This is a genomic window from Hydrogenophaga sp., from assembly GCF_011772445.1.
Taxonomy (GTDB): Bacteria; Pseudomonadota; Gammaproteobacteria; order Burkholderiales; family Burkholderiaceae_C; genus Hydrogenophaga.
In genome coordinates this window covers 45,577-64,734 of the sequence record NZ_WVZN01000011.1, presented here as the reverse complement: position 1 = coordinate 64,734, position 19,158 = coordinate 45,577, and the positions used below count along the sequence as shown (strand labels likewise).

Annotated in this window: 13 protein-coding genes and 4 pseudogenes; 2 read left to right on the top strand and 15 right to left on the bottom strand. The window is 67.6% G+C overall.

Annotation, left to right across the window (positions count from 1 at the left end):
* Positions 1–43 precede the first annotated feature (43 nt).
* On the bottom strand, positions 44–2,203 hold the full coding sequence (locus GTO19_RS04890; protein WP_291022353.1) for an indolepyruvate ferredoxin oxidoreductase subunit alpha: 2,160 nt from the start codon (positions 2,201–2,203) through the stop codon (positions 44–46).
* A gap of 98 nt (positions 2,204–2,301) precedes the next feature.
* Between GTO19_RS04890 and GTO19_RS04885 the strand changes: the two genes are divergently transcribed.
* Positions 2,302–3,210 carry a LysR family transcriptional regulator gene (locus GTO19_RS04885; protein ID WP_291022351.1) on the top strand — a complete coding sequence of 303 codons (909 nt, stop codon included), beginning with the start codon at positions 2,302–2,304 and terminating at the stop codon, positions 3,208–3,210.
* Between the two features lie 20 nt (positions 3,211–3,230).
* On the opposite strand, the gene GTO19_RS04880 is transcribed toward GTO19_RS04885, so the two are convergent.
* The 6 genes from GTO19_RS04880 to GTO19_RS04855 form a co-directional block, all read right to left on the bottom strand.
* Entirely contained in the window at positions 3,231–4,283 is a 1,053-nt protein-coding gene (locus GTO19_RS04880; protein ID WP_291022349.1) for a hypothetical protein, read from the bottom strand.
* 58 nt (positions 4,284–4,341) lie between these two features.
* On the bottom strand, positions 4,342–6,015 hold the full coding sequence (locus GTO19_RS04875) for a response regulator (protein WP_291022348.1): 1,674 nt from the start codon (positions 6,013–6,015) through the stop codon (positions 4,342–4,344).
* Between the two features lie 112 nt (positions 6,016–6,127).
* On the bottom strand, positions 6,128–7,963 hold the full coding sequence (locus GTO19_RS04870; protein WP_291022346.1) for a hypothetical protein: 1,836 nt from the start codon (positions 7,961–7,963) through the stop codon (positions 6,128–6,130).
* Positions 7,964–8,205: 242 nt separating this feature from the next.
* The gene (locus tag GTO19_RS04865; RefSeq protein WP_291022344.1) at positions 8,206–9,036 is read right to left on the bottom strand and encodes an urease accessory protein UreD; all 831 of its coding nucleotides are present in this window, start codon (positions 9,034–9,036) and stop codon (positions 8,206–8,208) included.
* A gap of 42 nt (positions 9,037–9,078) precedes the next feature.
* On the bottom strand, positions 9,079–9,585 hold the full coding sequence (locus GTO19_RS04860; RefSeq protein WP_291022342.1) for a nucleoside deaminase: 507 nt from the start codon (positions 9,583–9,585) through the stop codon (positions 9,079–9,081).
* Positions 9,582–10,613 carry an ABC transporter substrate-binding protein gene (locus GTO19_RS04855; protein WP_291022340.1) on the bottom strand — a complete coding sequence of 344 codons (1,032 nt, stop codon included), beginning with the start codon at positions 10,611–10,613 and terminating at the stop codon, positions 9,582–9,584. The genes GTO19_RS04860 and GTO19_RS04855 overlap by 4 nt, the downstream gene beginning before the upstream one ends.
* 310 nt (positions 10,614–10,923) lie before the next feature.
* Between GTO19_RS04855 and GTO19_RS04850 the strand changes: the two genes are divergently transcribed.
* A complete protein-coding gene (locus GTO19_RS04850; protein ID WP_291022338.1) occupies positions 10,924–11,943 on the top strand; it encodes a Rieske 2Fe-2S domain-containing protein in 1,020 nt (339 codons plus the stop codon).
* Positions 11,944–11,983: 40 nt separating this feature from the next.
* On the opposite strand, the gene GTO19_RS04845 is transcribed toward GTO19_RS04850, so the two are convergent.
* From GTO19_RS04845 to GTO19_RS04810, 8 genes and pseudogenes are all read right to left on the bottom strand, one after another.
* Positions 11,984–13,204, bottom strand: a complete 1,221-nt coding sequence (locus GTO19_RS04845) for a hypothetical protein (protein WP_291022336.1) — start codon at positions 13,202–13,204, stop codon at positions 11,984–11,986.
* Positions 13,205–13,343: 139 nt separating this feature from the next.
* Positions 13,344–13,819: pseudogene (locus tag GTO19_RS04840) on the bottom strand (nucleoside deaminase).
* A gap of 115 nt (positions 13,820–13,934) precedes the next feature.
* Positions 13,935–14,192, bottom strand: a pseudogene (locus GTO19_RS04835) (ABC transporter permease); the annotation flags it as partial.
* A 98-nt stretch (positions 14,193–14,290) separates the two neighbouring features.
* The gene (locus GTO19_RS04830) at positions 14,291–15,604 is read right to left on the bottom strand and encodes a hypothetical protein (protein WP_291022334.1); all 1,314 of its coding nucleotides are present in this window, start codon (positions 15,602–15,604) and stop codon (positions 14,291–14,293) included.
* Between the two features lie 79 nt (positions 15,605–15,683).
* Entirely contained in the window at positions 15,684–16,169 is a 486-nt protein-coding gene (locus GTO19_RS04825; RefSeq protein WP_291022332.1) for a nucleoside deaminase, read from the bottom strand.
* Positions 16,169–16,938, bottom strand: a pseudogene (locus GTO19_RS04820) (ABC transporter permease). The gene GTO19_RS04825 and the pseudogene GTO19_RS04820 overlap by 1 nt, the downstream one beginning before the upstream one ends.
* A gap of 24 nt (positions 16,939–16,962) precedes the next feature.
* Positions 16,963–17,865 (bottom strand): ABC transporter ATP-binding protein, encoded by a 903-nt coding sequence (locus GTO19_RS04815; RefSeq protein ID WP_291022330.1) that lies wholly within the window; start codon positions 17,863–17,865, stop codon positions 16,963–16,965.
* A gap of 66 nt (positions 17,866–17,931) precedes the next feature.
* Positions 17,932–18,813 (bottom strand): annotated as a pseudogene (locus GTO19_RS04810) (ABC transporter substrate-binding protein); the annotation flags it as partial.
* Positions 18,814–19,158 lie beyond the last annotated feature (345 nt).

The window sequence follows — 19,158 nt, the reverse complement described above, 5'->3', positions numbered from 1 at the left end:
GGGGGCAGCGAATACACGAAGTGAGGAGCGTGGGGGTACATGGTCATGCGGCCTGGAGGAAGCGGACGAAGGGCGCCCGCACGGCATCGAGCAGCCGCTCGTGCCAGCGCGGGTTCTGCACCACCTCGGCGCGGTAGAAGGAGGGGCACAGCGTGGCCGCGTGCGCGTTGGCGCCGCACAGGCCGCAGCCCACGCAGCCGTCGATGACGGTGGCCACCGGGTCGACCTTCAGCGGGTCGGGGTTGTCCTTGAGCGTGAGCGTGGGGCAGCCCGAGAGGCGGATGCAGGCGTGGTCGCCGTTGCACACGTCTTCGTCCACACCGTACTTCACGCGCACCACGCGTTTGCCTTTCTTCAGCAGGCCGGCGATCCAGGGCTTGATGCGGCGCTGGCGTTCGAGCTGGCATTCGCCCTCGGCCACGATGACCTTGAGGCCCTGGAAGTCGGTGGTGAAGGCCTCGGTGAGCGTGGCGCGCACCTGCTCCACCTCGTAGGTGTGCACCGTGCGCAGCCAGGCGACGCCCAGGCCCTTGAGCGTGCTCTCGATCGTCTGGTTGGCGTGCACCAGACTCTGCGCCTTGTTCTCGGCCAGGTCCTTCACCAGCTCGTCGGGTGTGGAGATGATGTCCTGCGTGCCGGTGGCCGAGGTGTAGCCGTTCTTGAAGATGAGCAGCACCGCGTCGTCGCCGTTGAAGAGCGCGCTCTGCACGCCCGTGAGCAGGCCGTTGTGCCAGAAGCCACCGTCGCCCATCACCGAGAGCACGCGCCGGCGCATCAGCGGTGACACGCCCGCGCGGCTGGCCAGGCTCATGCCGTAGCCCAGGATGGAGTGGCCGAAGGAGAAGGGTTCGAAGGTGGCGAGCGCGTGGCAGCCGATGTCGCCCGCGATGTGCACCGGGCCCACGTCCTGCTGCGCGAGCTTGAGGGCGGAGAACACCGGCCGCTCGGGGCAGCCGATGCACATGCCGGGCGGGCGCGCGGGCAAGGCACCGCCCACGGCCTTGGCCACGTCGGCGCGGCGCTGCGCATTGCCCTGCAGCCAGGCGCGGGCCGACGCCAACGCAGCGGCATCGACGGCCAGGTACTTCTCGACGAAGCCCGCCAGGCCCTGCGACATCACCTCGGCCGTGTACTCGCCGGCGCTGGGCAGCAGGTCCTTGCCGTGCAGCGGGGTGGCGATGCCGGCGCGGCGCAGCAGCGTGGCGAGTTCCTGCTCGATGTACTCGGGCTGGCCTTCCTCGATCATCAGCACGGCGCGCTTGCCCTCGCAGAAGCGCTCGAGCTGCTCGGGCACCAGCGGGCTCGTCACGTTGAGCACCAGCATCGGGATCCTGGATTCGCCGAAGGCGTCGGCCAGACCGAACTGCTGCAGCGACCGGATGAGGGTGTTGTAGAGGCCGCCCTGCACGATGAGGCCGAGGTCCTGGTGCTCACCGTCGAACAGCTCGTTCAGGGCGTGCTCGGCGATGTAGCGGCGCGCGGCGGGGACACGCTGCTCGCCCTTGAGCTTCTCGTGGCGGAAGGTCACGGGCGGGTGCGCCAGGCGCATGTAGTCGAAGCCGGCGGGCTCCTGGATCAACTGGCGCGTGGAGATGGCTGGCGCGACGTTGTCCTTGGTGTCGAAGCTGCCGCGCACGTGGCAGGCGCGGATGCGCAGCTCCATGATGGCCGGCATGTTCGAAGCCTCGGAGAGGCGAAAGCCGTGCTCGACCATGTGCACCATGCGCGCCAGATCGGGCCGCGGGTCGAGCAGGAGCATGCCGCTCTTGAGCGCGTAGGCGTGCGTGCGTTCCTGGATCACGCTGGCGCCTTCGCCGTAGTCCTCGCCCACCACGATCAGCACGCCGCCCGTGACGCCGGGCGAGGCGAGGTTGGACAGCGCGTCGGCCGCCACGTTGGTGCCGACGATGGACTTCCAGGTGACGGCGCCGCGCACGGGGTAGTGGATGGAGGCGCCCAGCATGGCCGCGGCCGAGGCCTCGTTGGAGCAGGCCTCCACGTGCACGCCCAGGGTGTCGAGGTAGGGCTTGGCCTGCACCATCACGTCCAGCAGGTGCGAGACCGGCGCGCCCTGATAGCCCCCCACGTAGGAAACGCCCGACTGCAGCAGGCCCTTGGTGATGGCGAGGATGCCCTCGCCATGGAAAGTCTGGCCAGCGCCGAGCTGAAGGGACTGGATCTCCTCGCCGAATGAAACTTCCAAAGCCCTGTCTCCGTGGGTGTGTCGTGGGGAACCGGCGGAGTATGGGCGCTGCCAGTCCATCGATCCATACAATGAGGCCACTAAGTCTCATTATTTCCATGCATGTCAAGGACCTGGACCTGAACCTGCTGCGGCTGTTCGCCGAGGTGTACCGCGCGGGCAGCGTGAGCCGTGCGGCCGAGCGCCTGGGGCTCACCCAGCCGGCGGTGAGCCACGGCCTCACGCGCCTGCGGCTGCTGGTGAAAGACCCGCTGTTCATGCGCGCCCACGGCGGCGTGCGGCCCACGCCGCGCGCCGTGGCCCTGGCCGAGGCGGTGCAGGACGCGCTGGACGCGCTCGAAGGCGCGCTCGGGCGCACCAGCGTGTTCGATCCGTCCACCTCGCGCCACCTGTTCCGCCTGCACATGAGCGACATCGGCGAGGGCCGCTTCCTGCCCGAGCTGATGGCCTGGCTGCACGCGCAGGCGCCGGGCGTGCGCGTGGCCACGCAGCCCGTGCCGCAGGCGATGCTCGCCGATTCGCTGGACGCGGGTGCGATCGACTTCGCCTTCGGCTTCCTGTCGCAGGTGCGCGAGACGCGCCGCGTGGAACTGCTGCGCGACCGCTACGTGGTGCTGCTGCGCAGCGGCCACCCCATGCGGCAGCGCCTGCAGTCGCTGCGTGGCGCGGCGCAACTTCGTGCCCTGCAGCAACTGGACTTCGTGGCCGTGCGCGCGCACGCCGACACGCTGCGCATCCTGCAGCGCACCGGCCTGCAGGAGCGGCTGCGCCTGACCACCGAGCACTTCATGGTGCTGCCCTCCATCGTGCAGGCCACCGACCTGTGCGGTGTGATGCCGCGCAACATCGCGCGCGGCATGGTGCAGGCGGGTGGCTGCGCGGTGCTGGAGCCTTCATTCGAAGGCGCGAACTTCAGCGTCTCACTGCACTGGAGCCACCGCTTCGAGGCCAACCCGGCGCACCGGTGGTTTCGGGAGGGGGTGGTGGGACTGTTCTCGGAGCGGTGAGCGATGGCCAGCCGCGCGGATCAGACCCGCGTGAGCAGCAGATGGCCAGGCGGTGCTGAGCCCGGTGCCCAGCCGTTCTGCTCGGCCTTTTGAACGCATCGGTCAAGGCGTTGCCGGGACTCGCTCGGCAGTTCCAGTTGCTCCAGCTTGATCAGCGTCGCGGCCCAGACACCGATCAGAGGAAGGTCGAGCGTTTCCAGGCAGTTCAAGGCGGCGTTGATGGTGTTCGCGTCCACCGGGGCCTGGGGCGTGGCCGCGAGCACGGCGGCCACGGCTCGCAGGCTGTCCTCGCTGTCATTGCGGAAGTCAAGGTGCCTGCGCAATTCATCGAGGACCAGTTGGGTGGTGAGTGTCACTTGGCTATTGCCCACGAAAGCCCTGATGAACGGATGGCCCCTGTGTTGGTAGACCATCGTGATCACCACGATCTGGAGCAGCGCCGGAACGACAATGCTCTCGTTGTGGACCTCGCGCAACGCACCCATGAGCCGATGCACCGCGCTCAAGTGCCAGGCGTTGCCCTCCTGCGGGTTCGTCAAGGACCGGCATAGAAACATCGCCATCAGGGTCGGGATGGTGCGATACGGCAATTGCGCCGTGGGCGTTGCGATCGCGGTTGCCACCAGGCCCATCAATGCACCGAGACAAGTGTCGAAGTCTTCTCGCGTGGCAATGCCCATGTGCGCATCCAACCACACCTGAAGCCGTTGCACGGGCGTCAATGACCATGTGCGGTCCGGCATTTTCTCCAGGCGCCGATACAGGATCCGAGGGTCTGTGTTGATCAGATCCTTCTTCACCGAGAAGCTTCTGATCGACGTCGGCTTTTCGCGGTCGATGAGCGCAAGCGTGTAGAAGCAGGACAGGTGAACGTAGGCTTGGATACGTTCCTGAAATTGCTTGCTGACGGTGCAAAGGCCGGCATTGAAGCGCGCGATGGTCCAGGCGTCTTCGACGGTGATGGCTCTGGAGGGATCCGACGCAGCGTGCTCGATGACCTGCGCCTGGGCGTCCGCATGCAAGTCGTTGAAGGCGAAGGATGGGAATCGGGATATGGGGCTCGTGCGGTTCATGGTGGCTCCGGAGGGGAGGGCCTCAGTCACCACGCCTCCCGCGGAGTTCCCCACCGGGTCAGTCCACCGGTCGCGCGTCCAACAGTCCCACGCGCTCCGGCGCCCGATACCCCGCTGGCAGCGCCACCCCACCCGGCGTCACGCCCGCGTGGTCACCCAGGCGCAACGGGCGCGCGCGGTAGGTGTGGCGCATGGCGTCCACGCGCTGTTGCAGGGCTTCGCGCGCGGCGATGCGCTCGGCGTGCCGTTGCAGCACCTGGTGCGCCGATTCGATGAGCTTGGCGTTGCGCGTGCGCTCGGCGTCGACAAGCAACTGCTCCACCGTGCCCGTCGGGTCGCCCTTGAGGCTCAGGCGCATGGCCTGTTCGGACAGATTCAACACGCGCGCATGGCCGGTGCGCAGGGCCTCGGCCCAGGTGTCCTGGCCCTTGGCGGCGCAAGCCAGCAGCTCGCTCATGGCGCGGCTGGTGCCGAAGCGCAGGGCGATGGCGCTGATGGCGGTGTCGGCGTCGGGTGGTGTCGCGCCGCGCTGCGCCAGGCGCACCATCAGCGTGACGAGGTTGCACGCGCTCTCGGTGTCGAAGCCGGGCGTGAGCACCTCGCGCATGAGCCGCGCCGTGGTGTCCTGCGCCGCCGCAGTCACCTTGTTGTGCAGGTTGTTGATGGCACCAGCCACTTCGTGCAGGCGGCGCGGGCGTTCGGGCTCGAAGCTGCGCTCGGCGATGCGGGCGAGGTGGTCCACGCAACGTTGCAGGCCGCGGGTGTCGTTGTTGTCGAAGCGCGCGAGCGCCAGCAGCACCAGGGCCTGCGGGTCGAACAGCTTGGAGTCCACGCCCAGGCGCGCGGCGCGGTCCAGCAGGGCCACGCCCTCGCCGCGGTCACCGCCGTAGAAGGCCAGCATGCCGTGCTTGAGCAGGCGGCTCACCGAGTGCGGCGTGAGCCGCGTGGCCATGGCGTAGGTGGCCAGGGCCTGGTCGAACTGGCCCAGCTCGAACTGCGCGCGGCCCATCACGTCGTAGGCGTCGGCGTAGCCGTCGTCGTCGGCCAGCAGGCTTTCGATGGTGGTGACGGCTTTCGCCGGCACGCCCGATTCGAGCTGCGCCCGCGCCACGCCCAGGCGTGCCCAGGGCAGGGTCTTGGCCTCGATCACCGCTTCGTACAGGCGCTGCGCCTCGCCGATGTGGCCGGCGCGCAGCAGCAGCTCGGCGCCGATGCGCGCGGCGTACAGCCAGTAGTCCTGCTTCGTCTCGAAGCGCGCCAGGCACAGGGCGGTGGCGTGGTCGAAGTCCTGCGCGTCGATGGCGCTGAAGATGGCGTGCAGCACCCGCTTTCGCTGGCGCGCGAGCTGGATGCGCTCGCCCAGGCTGGCGGCGGTGTGCGGCTTGAGCAGGTAGGCGTCGAGCGCGGATTCGGCCGCTTCGGCCACCTTGCTGTAGGTGGCCTCGGCGGTGAGCATCACGAACACCGTGTGAAAGGGCAGGATCTGGTGGCGGCGCAGGTCGTCCAGCAGTTCCTGGCCGGAGTAGCTTTCCTTGTCGAAGCTTTGTTCGCAGACGACCACGTCGTAGTGCTGGGCCTCCAGCCGGCGGCGGGCGTCGTGCACGCGCGCGCACTGGGCCACGTTGCCCACGCCCAGGTCGCGCAGTTGCGACACGATGATCGCGCGCGACTGCGCGTTGCCTTCGATGACGAGGGCGGCGGCGGCGTGCAGGGGGTTGTCGGCGAGGTGCATGAAGGGGCACGGCCCGCAATGGGCCGTGTGGGCATTGTGCCGGTGCCGCGCCGGGGGCGATGCGGGGAAAAGCGGGGGTGGGCGGGCTCAGATCCGCCCGGTGCATGCTTCCTCAGCCTGGCGGGAGCACGGATTCCAGGTACGTCATCACCTCGTCCTGGTGCGGCCGCTTGGCGTCGAATGCCTGAGGCTGCAGCCCGTGCTGCCGGCATGCAAGCCGGTACCGCAGGAGGAGCTGGTCGATCACCCGACCGTGTGACCAGTGCGAGGGAAGCCATTTCATGGCCCGGCGCAACTCCGCCACGTCCCGTTGCGTCGAGATGGTCTGGACCAGTTTCACCAGCTTCTCGTTGAATTCGTTGTGGTGCTTGTTGCCCGGCCGATGCCCCTGGGATTGCAAGGCCAGACTGTACTTGGCAATCGCCAGCTCCACCGCCGCGATGAAGGGCGACACGAGCACCTCGCGAGGCGCGTTGGTCGGGGCACTCTGTGAGGGTCCAGGGCCAAGTTGGATGGCGTGTTCGCTGGGCATTCCCTGCGCCACCTTGTCCGGCGACTCGGTGCGCGGTGTTGGTGTGACGGCGGTCCGTGGTGGGGCGGCTTGCGCCAGGCCGAGCTGACCGAGTACCAGGCTGCGCAGCCGCTCCACGCGCTCCGAAGATTGTTCCTTCAGGGCGGCGATCATCGCCAGGACGAGGGCGTGGGCCTGGTCGTCGCTGCAGCACACCTGCAGGACCTCGTGCACCCTTTCGTTCAACGCGCTCAGCAGAACCTGATCGTTCGGCAATGGCTTGTCGAGGCTGATGTTGTCCAGCGCCGTCCGCAGGCCATCCAGGGTTTGTATGTCCGGGCGCTGCGCGCTCTGCGCGAACTGTGGCAGAGAGGCCTTGGGTGTCACCAGCAACAGGAGCAGAACGTTCGTCGCTTCGTCCACCTTGGGGTACCACTCGCTGACGGCGGTGGGAAGACCCAGGGCCCACTCCAGCTTCTGCCGGTTCAGGGCGTGCAGGTAGTTCGTTGCAAGGATCGCGGCTTCTGCGGGCGCCGTCTGGGCGGCGAGTTCCAGCAGCCACAGGTCCGCGACGTTCCGGACGTACGGAAGCAGTGCGAGGACTCCGGAGAAAAAGAGCGTGGTCGCGGCCAGGGTCTTCGCTGTCCGGGGGCCCGTTTCCTGCTGGATGACCAGCAGCTCGGCGTGAAGCTGTTGCGTCAGCCGCTCGAGCGCTTCCTGGATGCCGGGGAACTCGGGTTCCTGGATGATCGCGTGACGCTTCGCCGTGGGCGCCGGGCACAGGCGGGCGAGGACCTGCTCGATGCGCTCCTGCCGATGTTCGTCATGGGTCCCTTTGTCGACGAGTTCGATGGCGCGCGCCAGGGTCGCCGCGAACAGCTCGCTTGTCTTGTCGCTGACGTGGAGCCACCCGCGCAGCTCGTTCAACAGGTCCACCAGCTCGGGGGCGCAGAGCCGGGGCAGCAGTTGCCTGAGGCCATTGACGAGGCCCGGCGGCACATAGCCGCATCGGGATCTGCCTATGGTGGTTGCCCCCCAGGCCTTGTGCGGCTTCACCAGTTCCAGAACACGAGATGCACCGGTGCCCTCGTGCGCTTTCAGGAAGTCGTCGACGGGATAGGGATCGGGATACTGCTCCGCGATGGGACGGGTGAGGCAGTCGATCAGCTCCTGGGAATGTTTGTGCTTGTACGGCTCGTTGTCGGCCAGGACGATGAGCTGGTAGGCGACCCGGTCGATGCCGGGCAGGGACTTGAATTCGAGAACCGTTTCTGCAAACAGCAGGAACTGCTCGAATGTCTTGATGTTCGGCAGTCTCAGAAGAAGACCGTCCACGAGTTCCCGCTCGTTCTTCGAGGACGTCTTGACGAGGTCCAGGTCGTGCTTGAGCCGATTGAGTGGTGTGTCAAGCGCTGTGTCGAGCGAGAGGCTCTCCATGGCCTGCGCAAGGTTCGAGACGGGGGACTGCTCCGAAGCGGGCCGGTCTTTTGGCAGCGTGCCAGGCCACGTCGCGACGGACGAGGATGGAGAGCGTTTCTTGGCGGAAGGGGGGATCATCTGGCTCGTGACGGAGGTGAACGCCAGAGCGGTGGCGCGTCCGGGCAGGGCGCAGCTGAGTGCGCCCGGGCATTGGGCGGTTCCGTCCGGTGGGAGCCCGCGGCCGGGGCGCGTGGGACGCGTCAGACGCGCCAGATGCGCGGCGCGGTGCCGCCGAGCGCCCAGGCTTGCACGCGCAGCGACGCCCACACGCGTTGCAGCGTGGCCATGAGCGGCTCCACTTGCGGTGCGAGGGCACGCACCACGAGCAGGCGCGGATCGGGGCTGGTGGCGCCCGCGTGCACGCCCGAAGCGGCTTCGGCCAGCGCGGCGCGCGCGGCGTCGAGCAAGGCCTCGCGCCGCGCGTCGGGCCACGCCGTGCCGCGCGCGAGCCACAGCGTGCCCAGGGCCCGTTGCCCCGCGAGGCCCAGGGGGCTGTCGAGCAGGCGCGTGTCGCCCGCGTCGATGAGCGCGCGTTCCAGCCACACGCCAGGCCACTGCATCTCCTGCAGCAGGCGGCCCTGGGTGAAGGCCTGGCCGGCCGCCGGCAGGCCCAGGGCGCAGACGTCCCAGCCCAGGCATTCGCCGCCGGGTTCGATGTCCATCGTCAGCGCGTTGCGCGCCTGGCAGTCCGGGTAGGCGATGGCCTCCAGCGGCAGCCACTCCAGACGCGCGCCCTCGGCCACGCTCAGGTGCACGCGCTGCGCGGCCTCGGGGCCGTCGCTGCGGTAGAAGCGCGTGGCACCGGGCGTGCTGATGAGGGCATGCGCGCCGGGCTCGGCCCGCACGCGGATGTCGAGCGTGTCACCACCGACCAGACCACCCGGCGGGTGCACGACCACGTTGTGGCAGATGCCTTCGCCTTCGGGGTACAGGCTCTTGAGGATGCGCAGCGGGCCGTCGTGGCGGTGCTGCAGTGTGGTGCGCTCGCGGTCGCGGCGGTAGCTCAGGTCGAGGTGGGCGTGCCAGGGCATGCGGCGAGTGTAGGGGCCCGCTGCGCGGCCGCCGGCCCGGCGTCAGGCTTTCCAGAAGCCTTGGTGCACTGCGCTGGATTCGTCGATCAGCGCGGGCCCGATGCAATCGATGGCGTGCGGGGAGGCGGCGAAGACGTCGCGGCAGGACAGCTCGGCGTCGCGCTGCTCGGCCCGCTCGCCGCGGAACACGCGCAGGCGCACGGCGTCGATGCCGTAGACCACGCGGCCGATCGCGCTCCAGAAGATGGCGCCCGCGCACATGACGCAGGGCTCGGCCGATGAGTAGAGCGTGGCGCGCGCGAGCGTGTCGCGGTCGACCCGCTGGCCGAGCTGGCGCACGGCGTTGGTTTCGGCGTGCCCGGTGCAGTCGCCGGTCTCCGTGGTGTTGCAGTACGCCTCGGCCAGCACGCGGCCGTCGTCGGCGATGACGACGGCGCCAAAGGGCCGGTTGCCGCGGTCGCGCGCCACGCGCGACCAGGCGATGGCCTGGCGCAGGTAGCGTCCGTCGCGTTCGTCGAGCGCGACCTCATCCAGAAGCACCGCACTCATGCCTTGATCACCCGCGCGTCGAGCGGCGGCAGGAAGCCACGGTGGAAGATGCCTTCCACGCTGGGGCGCATCTTGAGCTTGAAGACCTCGCTGACTTCGTCGACCTGCCGCTCCAGCGTGCGCTTGAGCACGTCGCCCAGGCCGTGGCCGCGTGTGTCGGCGGCGGCCACGTACTCGCGGGTGATGCGCCAGCGCTCCAGTTCCACCGCTTCGTTGAGGATGGGCTCGCGCGCCTTGGTGGCCGCGATGGCGGCCACCGGGTCGGCGAAGCTTTCCTGGATGGCGCGGTTGGTGGCGCGCAGGAAGGCGCTCACCGCGGCAGGGTTTTGCGTGATCATGGCGTTGCTGGCCAGGATGGCGTTGCCGTACAGATTCACGCCCGCGTCGGTGTACTTCAGCACCGACAGCTCCTCGGGTTTCAAGCGCGCGAACAGCGAGACGGCGGAGTCGTGGAAGTAGGTGGCGGCGTCGACGTCGCCGCGCACCATCACGTTGTCGCGCGCGGAGAAGTCCGTGGTGGACCACTGGAAGAAGTCCTCTCCCACGCGCAACTGGCGCGCCACCATGGGCCAGGCCCGGCGCGTGGACTCGACGGCCGCCGCCGCGACCTTCTTGCCCTGCAAGCTCCTGAAGTCGCTGGTGACGCCGCGGTCCTTGCGGCCGATGATGGCGAAGGGCGCGCGGTTGTAGTACTGGTACACGGCCTGCACCGCGGGCGTGCCGCCGTTGGCGGCCTGGAACTCGATGAGCGAGCTGATGTCGCCCAGGCCCATCTGGTACGCGCCGCTGACGATCCGCGTGATCGAGGCGACCGAGCCCGAGCCCACGTCGATGCTCACGTCCAGGCCTTCGGCCGCGTAGTAGCCGCGCTGCTGCGCGAGGAAGAAAGGCGAGGTCTGGCCGGTGACGCGGAAGTCCAGCGTGAACTTGATCGGGGTGGGTTTCGGGGCGCCCTGTGCCCACACGGCGGGCGCGGCAAGCGCGGCGGTGGAGGCGAGGGATTGGACGAGGAAGCGGCGGCGCTGCATGGTGGTTCTCCGGCAAAGCTGTTGGCAACCCCGTTGCACGCGCAGCGGGGGCGACAGAGCAATTTCCGGGCGGGTGTGTGGGGCGACCCGCTGAACGCTTCTACTCCTGCCGCACGGGCTTGCACGAGCCGTGCCAGCCCATGGCGCCGTTTGGCGCACCGCCGCGGTGCGCCTGTGTCGCGCCCGCAGTGGCCTGTGTCTTGCTACAGTCCGGGCTCAGAGTAGAAGCGTTCAGCCCGCGCCGCGCGGGCAGGAAATTGCTCTTGAGCCCCCACGTTCAGGCCCAAGCCGTTTCCCCAGGAGTGCTTCCATGCTCGTCACCCAACAAGCCGTCTTTCGCCGCCACTGGCACGCCGTCATGCCGCTGACGGAACTGCAGGACGGACCCAAACCCTTCACGCTGCTCGGCGAGAACATCGTTCTCTTTCTCGACGAACACGGCGAGCCCGCCGCGCTGAAGGACCGCTGCTGCCACCGCACCGCGAAGCTCAGCAAGGGCTGGTGCAAGAACGGCAACATCCAGTGCGGCTACCACGGCTGGGTCTACAACCGCGAGGGACGCGTGATCGAGATCCCGCAGTACGGCGCCGAGCGCGAGATCCCCAGGGACTACGGCACGCCCGCCTACCGTTGCGTGGCGCGCCATGGCTACGCCTGGGTGGCGTTGGAAGCGCCCGAGGCAGACATCCCTGACATACCGGAGTTCGGTGCACCGGGTTGGCGCACCATCTTCCAGTTCTACGAGACCTGGCAAACCAGCCCGGTGCGCGCGCTGGAGAACTCGTTCGACAACTCGCACTTCAGCTTCGTGCACCGCGCCACTTTCGGTGTGGCGGCGCAGCCCAGGCCCAGCAAGTACGAGATCATCGAAAACGAACAGGGCTTCTACGCGGAGTCCGTGATCGACGCCGCCAACCCCGAGCGCTTCCGCCGCATCAGCGGTGTGGACGATGCGATCACGCAGCGCCACATGCGCAACGCCTACATGCAGCCCTTCTCACGCCGCCTCGACATCGAGTACCCCAGCGGCGTGCGCCACGTCATCATCAACTGCTTCACGCCGATCGACGATGGACGCATCCAGTTGTGCCAATGGCTGTTCCGCAACGACACGGAAGCCGATTGCCCCGCGCAGATGCTGATCGACTTCGATGCGGAGATCACGCGCGAGGACAAGGACATTCTGGAGAGCACCGACGCCGACGCGGTGGTGGACCTGCGCCGGCGTGGGGTGGAGTACTCGATGGATTCGGACCGGCCGGGGATCCTGATCAGGCGGCGCTTGATGGCGATGCTGTCCGCCGCGGGCGAATCGGAGGTGCATCGGTGAGGCTTGGCTTGGGCGCCAGCCGGTGCAGGCGCTCAGCGGCTCATTGCAAGCCATGCCATTGCCGCAGGCGATGGCGGTCCGTTTCAGGGACGTCCTGGTTCTGGAGGTAGTGATCCAGCAGCGCCCGGCATTTGGGGGTCAGCGGTCTGACCTGAAGGAGCTTGCCGTTGTCGGGGCCGCCCACCAGGTAGAAGGCGCGGTGCAACACGTCGTCGGGCAGCAGCTCGAACAGGAAGGCACCCTGGAAGGGGCCATTCCCCTGGACACCTTTCGAGGCCTCGAGCAGCCAAGCCGCGATGCCGTCAACGATGTGGTGGCTCAGTTCGGGCTCGAGCCAGTGCTGGGCGCTCCAGGAGAGCTGGGCGATGAAGAGCGGACCGAAGGGCGGCTCTTGGTTGACGAGCGCCTCGATGCAGACCTTCTTTTCCTGCAAGGTGGCGTTGGTCATGGTCCGCGGGTCGCGCGGGATGAAATCAGTGACGGCCTCACTCGTTTCCAAGGCTTCGCGCGCCTGGCGGAGGGACGCGAGCAGCCGGCCCTGTTCTTCACCGTGGTTTTGCAGCGCGGTTTCCAGATGGCTCAGCAGGACCCAGTAGTCGTCTTGCCAGAGCAGGCCCTTGTGCCTGGCGCAAAGCGCAGCGAGGGTCTTCATGAGCGGGAGGTCGTGGGTGAGTCCCTGCTGGTAGGCGATGGCCGTAGCGGTCATGAGCAATCGACGCAAGCGGCCGGCTTGCGGAGCATCCACTTGGGAATTGCCGATCAGTTCCACGGCCGGCTCCACGAGGCTAGCGAGGGTTCTCGCGAAGCGCATCGGATCTGACGCAGCCGAGAGCAGAACGCTTTCGATGCGCGCGGCGATGTTCGTCAAGTGGCCCAGCTTCTGAAACAGCTGAGGTGTTTCGCTGGTGTCGAGCGGAGTTGGTATTGCCCCGTACGGGGCGATGACCGGCTTGTGGTGATCTCCCCATGTAAGTGGCTTTGCATCGATCAGAGCCATCACGAGTTGGTTGTTCCAGACCTGCTCCGGCATGCTGGCCCAGGCATTGAGCGTGGGCTGTTGGGGTTCTCGTGACTGCGCAGAGGCAAGGGGTGGTGGTTCGTGCGGCGATGCGGGGATGACCGGCGCGGATTCCGAGGTCGGCGTCGGGTCATGCGACGCATGCGTGTCTGCCGCGACGCCGCGGCGTTTGGGCGGCTCTTCCAGCGACCATCGGTTCGCGGAAGTGAAAAGAGGGGATTGAACAGTGCTGGCGCGCTTCATGGGGATGGGGCTTTCGGTTTCGGCCTGCGCCGGGGGCAGGCATCCGGGGCTGAGTGGCCACGGGCACCGAAGTCGGTTCCCAGGTTGTTCCATTCGCTCGGCGTTTCCGGGGCATGCGGCCCTTGCGCGCTCGCCACATTCAACGCGCCGCCCAGAACCCCCGATGTGGCGCCACCATCTCGTCACCAGCGCCTCCACCGGCCCCACCACCTCCACCGCCCGTTGCCCGCGCGCGAACACCTCTCGACACGGTAGCGAGAGCGTGGGGTTTTCTTCATGGTCGCCCGTGAGCGCGAGCAGGGCCTCTTCGCTCGCCCCATACACCACCCGCCCGATGCCGGCCCAGTAGATGGTGCTCGCGCACATGGCGCAGGATTCGAACGTGGTCACCAGCGTGCAGTCGCGCAGGTAGGCGCCCGGCCAGGTGGTGGCGGCGTGGCGCGCCAGCGTGGACTCGGCGTGGTTCACCGTGTCGATGTTGCCTTGCTCGGCCAGCACGGTCTCGCCATCGGGCGCCACCAGCAGGGCGCCGAAGGGGTGGCGGCCCATGCCGGCGGCACGGCGCGCCACCTCGTTCGCGCGGCGCAGGTGGCGTTGAATTTGCTCGGGGTTCATGACGTCGTGCGGGCCAGGCGGGAAGCTGCGCCAGGGACACCGAGGAACCGGCTTGGCCGGGCCTCTGGTGTCGTCCCCCTTTCAGGGGGAAGCGCCGTCAGGCGCGCAGGGGGTGTCATGCTTGCGATCCGCGATGCGCCCAGCCGGTCGTGTGCTTCTCCACGAAGCTGAACAGCTCGTACATGGCCATGGCCATCACGCCCACCACCAGCAGGCCGCTGAAGGCCAGGCCCATCTGCATGGACGAGCCGGCGGAGATGAGCAGGTAGCCGATGCCTTCGTTGGAGGCCGTCATCTCCGACACCGTGGTGCCCACGAAAGCCAGGGTAATGGCGACCTTGGGCGAGCCGAAGAAGTAGGGCTCGATGGACTTGGATTAGCCGGGGATTTTGGTCGGGCGGCAGTTGATGCGGAGGCTGCCGCAGGCGAGGGAGGTGGAGGTGCGTCGGTGAGGGGCTGCCCTCGAACGGCTCACTGGGGCGGCGGGAGCAACCAGTTCATCAACTCCGACTTCAGCGACCGCTCGACGTCTGGGTCTGCCAGGAAGTCCAGCACAAGCTGATTGGTGACAAGCGTGGGTTGCTGGAGTTTCAGCAGCGTGGCCTGGTCCTCGCCGTCCAGGTGTTTGAACGCGTCCTGGAGCACATCGGGAGGCGCCAGATCCAGCAGGAAAGGCGCGGGAAATGCGGCATCCGGCGGTACCCCCTTCACGGCATCGGACAGCAGCTCGCTGAAGGATTCGACAATGAGCGCGCGAAGCTCGGGCTCGGTCCAGTGGTGGGCAATCCAGCCCAACTGTTGAATGCAGTACGGTCCCATGGGTGCGCTGGTAAACGCCTCGATGTAGGCCCGTTTGTTGTTGACGTTGGCTCCATCGAGCGCATTCGCGAGCCATCCGTAAGGGTATGGGACGTGCGCCCTCTGGAGTTCCTCGTTGAGTGATCTCTCGATCTGCTCGACGAGTTCCGGAAATTCCGTCTCGTAGCGTGGACGTGCCACGGCTTGAATGTCTCGCAGCAATGGCAAGCGCAGCGCCGGATCGAGCGTCTTCCATCGCGACAGCAGGCTGAGCGTCAGTTGCTGGAACAGCGCGGGATCGTCCAGCAGGCCACGGGGATAGAGCACCGCCAGCAGGGTCCGCGGCAGTTCGCGCAGCCGCCCGATCTGCGATCGGGGCATTTCTTCGGATTGCGCCATGACCTCGCTCTGCTCGAGAAGCGCATTCAGGATGCCCATCCATGTTTTCGCGCTACCGGCGGTCCTGAGCAGAAGCGCCTCCGCGCGTTGGGCAAGTTGGCGGAAGTTGGGTATTTCGGTGAACAGTGTGGGTGGAGAAGGAACGAGAATCACCGGCTCCGAGGCAATGCAGGAATGCCTCCAGGCCTGTGGTTGGCCTGTCGCGAGCCAGGCGCGGGCGACGATGGTCAGCAACTCATTCATTGCGTGGCGCATGCCGGTCTGCCACGCTTGGCAGACCTGGCTCGCGTGGACGCCGTCGCGCGCTTGCGCAATGACCCGTTTGGCCCAGGGGTGGAGGTCGAGGCTGGCGTCGGCCGGCGTGAAGGGCGGCAGCAGCGCCGAGCCAATGTGGTGGACGACGTCCTGCGGCAGTTGCAGATTGGCGCTGTGCGGTCGCAGGGGCGGGGTGTGGCGGTCAGCGGCGTCGGAGGTGCTTGAAGGGTGTGCGCGCAGGCGCTTTTCGCTCGGTTCATCGCGGCGCTCGTTGCTGAGCCAGACGCGTTTCATGGCATGAAGGGCGAAGGGAAGCTTGGTGTTGGGCGACATGGCTTGAGGCACGGGCGCTGCCACAGCAGCAGGGGTGGGCAGGCTCTTGGGCACCGGCCGCACCCGCCGGTTCCACACCTCATCGCGTCGCCCAGAACCCCCGATGTGGCGCCACCATCTCCTCCACCAGTGCCGCCACCGGCCCCATCACCGCCACCGCCCGCTGCCCGCGCGCGAACACCTCTCGACACGGTAGCGAGAGCGTGGGGTTTTCTTCATGGTCCCCCGTGAGCGCGAGCAGCGCCTCCTCGCTCGCCCCATACACCACCCGCCCGATGCCGGCCCAGTAGATGGTGCCCGCGCACATGGCGCAGGGTTCGAACGTGGTCACCAGCGTGCAGTCGCGCAGGTAGGCGCCCGGCCAGGCGCTGGCCGCGTGGCGCGCCAGCGTGGACTCGGCGTGGTTCACGGTGTCGATGTTGCCCTGCTCGGCGAGCACGGTCTCGCCGTCGGGCGCCACCAGCAGGGCGCCGAAGGGGTGGCGGCCCATGCCGGCGGCGCGCCGCGCCACCTCGTTCGCGCGGCGAAGGTGGCGCGCAAGCTGCTCGTCGGTCAGGCCATTCATCACGTGTTCTGCGATCCGCGATGCGCCCAGCCGGTCGTGTGCTTCTCCACGAAACTGAACAGCTCGTACATGGCCATGGCCATCACCCCCACCACCAGCAGGCCGCTGAAGGCCAGGCCCATCTGCATGGACGAGNNATGAGCAGGTAGCCGATGCCTTCGTTGGAGGCCGTCATCTCCGACACCGTGGTGCCCACGAAGGCCAGCGTGATGGCGACCTTGAGCGAGCCGAAGAAATAGGGCAGGGAGCGCGGCAGGCCGACCTTGGTGAGCACGTCCCAGCGCTTGGCACCCAGCACGCGCAGCACGTCTTCCAGCTCGGGCTCCAGCGTGGCCAGGCCGGTGGCGATGTTGACCATGATGGGGAAGAAGCTGATGAGGAAGGCCGTGAGGATGGCCGGGCCGACACCGATGCCGAACCACACCACCAGAATGGGCACGAAGGCCGCCTTGGGCAGGGCGTTGAAGGCCGTCATGAGCGGATAGACCGCCGCATAGGCCAGGCGCGAGCTGCCGATGAGGAAGCCCAGCAGCACGCCCACCACGATGGCCAGGCCGAAGCCGGCCATGGTGACCCAGTAGGTGCGCCAGGCATGACCGAGGATGGTGACCTTGTGCTCCAGCGTCTGTTCCCAGATGCGCGAGGGGCTGGGGAAGATGAACTCGGAGACGCCGAAGCCGGCGGTGATCACTTCCCAGACCACGATGATCGCGATCAGCAGCAGCAGCGGAGAGAAGCGCTCGATGTTCTTGCGTTGTTTGCTCGTCATATGAAACCTTCCGGAGCGCGTGCCTTATTGGGGGAACACCGCGGAACCGGCTTCGCCGGGCCGCTGGTGTTGCCCCCCCGGGGGGGAGACGGCCGACAGGCCGGCGCGGGGGGGGACCCTCAATGCACCGATGTGCCCACGAAGCTCATGGACGATGTCGGTGAAATCCTTGGTGTAGGTCACGTCGAGTTCGCGCGTGCGCGGAATCTCGATCTCGCGCTTGACGACGAAGCGGCCCGGGCTCTTGCTCATGCAGTACACGGTGTCGGCCAGGAAGACCGATTCGCGCAGGTCGTGCGTGACGAGGATGACGTTGAAGCGCTGCGCTTCCCACAGGTCGCGCAGGGTGCACCACAGTTCTTCGCGGGTGAAGGCATCGAGCGCGCCGAAAGGCTCGTCGAGCAGCAGCATCTTCGGTTCGTGGATGAGCGCGCGGCAGATGCTGGCGCGCTGCTGCATGCCGCCGGAGAGTTCCCAGGGAAATTTCTTGCCCATGCCGCCCAGGCCCACGCTTTCCAGCAGCTTGAGCGCGCGTTCTTCGAACTCCTTGCGGCGGTCCTTGAACTGGTGACGAAAGGGCTCGACGATCTCCAGCGGCAGCAGCACGTTGTCGAGCGTGGTGCGCCAGGGCAGCAGCGAAGGCGCCTGGAAGGCCATGCCCGAGATCTTGAGCGGGCCGGTGACGGGTTGACCGTCGATGCGGATCTTGCCCATGCTGGGCATCTTCAGGCCCGTGGTGAGCTTCATGAAGGTGGACTTGCCACAACCCGAGGGGCCGACGATGGCGATGAACTCGCCCTGTTTCACCTTGAGGTTGATGTCCTCGACGGCGAAGACGTTCTTGGCGAGCAGGTCCTCGTTGTAGGCGAGCCAGACCTGGTCGAAATCGACGAAGGGGGCGTCGCTCGCTGGGGCGGTGGTCGACATGGGCGGCTTTCTTCGAAAAAAAGGCCAGCCGCGCGGTGGAGGCTGGCCCTGCGCTGAGCGGGGGGTTTACTTCTTGGCCGGCGGCAGGATGTCGAGCTCGGCCTTGGTCGGCAGCATGGAGCCGTTCCAGATCTTGGCCGGGTCGACACGCGTCTTGGTGCCGTAGGCGTCGGACACCTGCGAGGCCATCAGGGCCAGGCGGCCCGGCACGACCTGGCCGAAGCCTTCCTTGCGCGCGTCGGGGCTGGCGACGACGGCGTCGATGGCCAGGGCCAGGCGGCGCGTTTCCAGGGGCACGTTGATGATGCCGTCGCGCGCCTTCACGGTGTCGATGGCGCCGGCCGGGTTGGCCATGACTTCCTTGGCGCCCTTGGCGAAGGCGGTCAGGAAGGACTTCACCGCGGCGGGATTCTCGGCGATGAGCTTGGGCGAGGCGACGATGACGTTGCCGTAGAGCTTCACGCCGTGGTCGGCGTAGGGCAGGATGACCACGTCTTCCGTCTTCACGCCGCGCGCCTCGAGGTTGAGCAGCGAGGTGAAGGAGAAGCCGGTGATGGCGTCGATGTCGCCGCGCACCAGCATGGTCTCGCGCAGCGGCGGGTCCATGGACGTCCAGGCCACGCTGTTGATGCCATTGGCCTTCTGGAAGACGGGGAAGCCCTTGCGGCCGGCGTCGAACACGGGGGCGCCGAGCTTCTTGCCTTCCAGGTCCTTGGGCTTGGTGATGCCGCTCTTCTTGAGCGCGAGCACGGCGGCCGGCGTGTTGTTGTAGACCATCATCACCGCGACGGGCTTGTTCGGCGCGTCGGGGTTGTTGGCGTGGAATTCCATCAGCGCGGCCAGGTCGGCGAAGCCCATGTCGTAGGTGCCCGAGGCCACGCGCGTGACGGTGCCGCCCGAGCCGTTGCCGGCGTCGATGGTGACGTCCAGCCCGGCCTGCTTGAAGTAGCCCTTGGCGGCGGGTTGCAGGAACAGGGCGGCGGGGCCTTCGAAGCGCCAGTCGAGCTGGAACTTGATGGGGGTTTGCGCGTGCGCGGCGCCCACGAAGCTGGTGGCCAGGGCCAGGGCGGCGGTGGTCTGGAGGAAGCGGCGTTTGTTCATGGTTTCTCCAAGGCTGGGCGGTGGTCGTCGTTGTGGTGGCGCGCCCCCCGGGGGTGGGCGCGGTGAGGAACGGTTAGCAACATCGGTGCCAGTGCCAAAGCGCCGCACGCGCGGGGCGGCGGTGCGGCGGGGCGGACACCGCACGGCCTTTTGCACACGGAATCTGTATACACATTCTGCGCGCGCGGCCTG